Here is a 2,837-nt window from a genome sequence, read left to right as displayed (position 1 = left end):
ATAAAATAAAACAGGTTTCCGTGGGAGTCCCAGACGACCAATTCTATGAAAGTGGATTGCATTATGAGGATTTAGGTGATTGATAGATTAACCGTTTGACTGCTAGTGGAACATGGGGACGGTTCTTCTGTTCCGTTTTTAACTGAAAGGTTCAGTCCTTTCAGAAGGACCTAAGCAAAAATGTTGAAGTTTATGCTGCACCGCTTTGTGAAATAATAAAGGAATATAAAATGAAATACACTTCGTTATATACAAGGAGAAGTTATGTCTTTTTTAAAAAATATTAAAAGACCTGGAATTGTAAAGCTGCACCCTGCCCATATCCTTTTACTCGGATTTCTAGCATTGATTATCATAGGCACCTTGCTATTCATGATTCCTGCCGCGACGAAGGATCGGCATCATTTAAGCTTAATAGATGCGCTGTTTGAGGCCACCTCCGCAGTCTGTGTAACAGGGCTGGCGGTTGTCGATACGGGAACGACCTTTACTTTGTTTGGGCAGATTGTGTTGCTAGCCCTTATTCAAGTGGGTGGCTGGGGGTTTATGACCAGCGGAATCTTAATGTTCATTGTCATGGGCAGAAGAATTGGTTATAAACAAAGAATGCTTCTTCAGGAGTCAATGAACGCTTTTTCTTTGCAGGGGATTATCCAGCTGCTTAAGCGCGTTATCGTGATTACATTAATAGTAGAAGCGGTTGGTGCAGTTGCATTAGCGCTTCGCTGGTCCCAGGAAATGAGTGTGGGAAAGGCTATTTATTATGGTGTTTTCCATTCTATATCGGCTTTTAATAATGCGGGATTTGGTCTGGAAGCAGATAGTTTAACCAAATGGGTCGGGGATCCCACCGTGAATATTGTCATCACTGGATTATTCATTGTAGGCGGTATCGGTTTCTTTGTCATAGCTGATTTATTTGAAAAGAAAAATTTAACGAAAATCTCTCTACACACCAAAATTGTTTTAGCGTTCACATTATTGCTTAACGTTGGGAGCACGCTTCTTATATTTGCCCTAGAATATCATAACCCAGCAACCTTAGGCAGCCTGAGTACAGCAGACAAATGGTGGGCCGCTTATTTTCAGGGTGTCGTGACTCGTACTGCTGGTTTTAACTCCATTGATATCAGCCAGATGAATTTAAGCTCACTAGTCTTGATGATGGGCTTGATGTTTATCGGTGCTTCCTCAGGTTCCACAGGAGGCGGAATCAAAATTACCACCTTTGCAATATTGATATTAACGCTTTGGGCAGTGGTTACGAATAAGGAAGATATCAACATTTTTAAACGGAGAATTCCGAGTTCACTCGTGTTCAGGGCTTTATCAATTGCAGTATCAGGAGTGATATTCATCTTTGTTATTTTCTTTTTGCTCACGATAACGGAGCAGGGAGCGGAGATGCATCTAATTGCCTTTGAAACTGTGTCAGCGTTCGGAACAGTGGGGATGAGTGCCGGGTTGACCGGAGATTTAAGTCCCTGGGGCAAGATCCTGATTACCATCATGATGTTCATAGGACGCGTTGGACCATTAACCATGGCATTCGCCCTGGCCATCCATTCCAAAAAAGCAAACCTCCGCTACGCCGAAGAAAAAATCCTGATCGGGTAGTGAGCATGGGAGGGTTTCCGTGTTTCAGTTTTAAGTGAAACTCGCGGATGGGCTCCTTTTGAATGAGTAGAATATTTATTTAAAGTTGCATGTAACATTTCGCTCACCTTCTCTGACAAATATAATGAAGGTTAATTTTAATGAACTCATCAGGAGGAGCGGGCGATGAAAAAGTTTTCGATCATTATATTGCTGCTGGGAATTTTGGTTTCGGGATGCGGAACGGAGAACAAGGTTGCAAATGACGAACCAGCTAGTGGTACTGGTGGAGGAGGGCATGGAATCGTGGCAGGAGAAGTGGCTGCAAGCATGACAGAGCAAAGTCCGTTGATTTTTGATTACGAGGTAAAAAATCAAACGGAACAAGAAGTGACCCTTAAATTTACGAGCTCTCAGAGATATGATTATTCGGTTAAGACAAAGGATGGCCAGGAAGTTTTTCTTTTTTCGAGCGTTGCTGCCTTTTTACAGGCTTTAGGGGAAGAGACGCTCAAGCAAGGCGAGGCACTGAACTATAAAATCGACTTGAATGACCTTTCTCTCGAAAAAGGCGAATACACACTAACCGTTTGGATGACGCCAAAAGATGGGCCGAAATACAAAGTAACGAAGGAATTCGTTGTGCAGTAGAAGCAGGGGGACGGTTCTCCTGCTTTTTTTATGGGCTTTTTTAGGCTGGGATGACGGTAACTTTTTTATCAAGGATACGTCGAATTGGAAAAAGGGGGAAATAGAGATGAAAGCGATGCAGTTCTTTATTCTGCTGTTGGTTGCGATTTCGGTCATCGTGATTGGTTGTACAGGCAAGCTGGAAAATTCCAGTTCGAAAGAGGGATATATTTTAGAGAAAAAAGGGGGCAGGATCCTGGTGGTTCAGGATATCAGCCAGGAAAGATATAATGACATTAAAGATGTTTCGAGTGAAGCACTGATTGACCAGAGCGGACTTAAACTGATCTGGGTGACCTATGAAAAGTTGGATCAGTTCCAAAAAGGCGACCATGTAGTGTTCTGGCTCGATGGTCCGGTGGCAGAGAGCTATCCGGAGCAGGGGAAAGCAAAGAAAGTCGAAGCCAGATAGTTTTGCGGCGGTGCTTTTCGCAATCCTTCCTTCATTATGATAAAATCTGACTTAGCTAATTCACAGCAAAGGACGGAAAACATGAGCAAAACGATACCAGTTCAAAAAAACGATTATATAGAGGTAGTATTTGAGGATC

At 42.7% G+C, this 2,837-nt stretch carries 3 protein-coding genes; all 3 read left to right on the top strand.

Features of this window, described 5'->3' with window-relative positions; genetic code table 11:
- Positions 1–264 precede the first annotated feature (264 nt).
- The gene (locus WB217_RS08855) at positions 265–1,617 is read left to right on the top strand and encodes a TrkH family potassium uptake protein (RefSeq protein ID WP_423992627.1); all 1,353 of its coding nucleotides are present in this window, start codon (positions 265–267) and stop codon (positions 1,615–1,617) included.
- Positions 1,618–1,782: 165 nt separating this feature from the next.
- Complete coding sequence (locus WB217_RS08850; RefSeq protein WP_423992625.1) at positions 1,783–2,247, top strand: BsuPI-related putative proteinase inhibitor; 465 nt, start codon at positions 1,783–1,785, stop codon at positions 2,245–2,247.
- A 106-nt stretch (positions 2,248–2,353) separates the two neighbouring features.
- On the top strand, positions 2,354–2,698 hold the full coding sequence (locus WB217_RS08845) for a DUF3221 domain-containing protein (protein ID WP_423992623.1): 345 nt from the start codon (positions 2,354–2,356) through the stop codon (positions 2,696–2,698).
- Positions 2,699–2,837 lie beyond the last annotated feature (139 nt).

The sequence above is a fragment of the Mesobacillus sp. genome (assembly GCF_049588175.1).
In the GTDB taxonomy this organism is placed as follows: domain Bacteria; phylum Bacillota; class Bacilli; order Bacillales; family Cytobacillaceae; genus Mesobacillus.
Note: the sequence above shows the minus strand (reverse complement) of the source record. Positions and strands in the feature narration are given on the sequence as shown.

Excerpts from the sequence above, each read along its gene's own strand:
- WB217_RS08850 (WP_423992625.1), top strand. The coding sequence starts at position 1,783 with ATGAAAAAGTTTTCGATCATTATATTGCTGCTGGGAATTTTGGTTTCG.
- WB217_RS08845 (WP_423992623.1), top strand. The coding sequence starts at position 2,354 with ATGAAAGCGATGCAGTTCTTTATTCTGCTGTTGGTTGCGATTTCGGTC.
- WB217_RS08855 (WP_423992627.1), top strand. The coding sequence starts at position 265 with ATGTCTTTTTTAAAAAATATTAAAAGACCTGGAATTGTAAAGCTGCAC.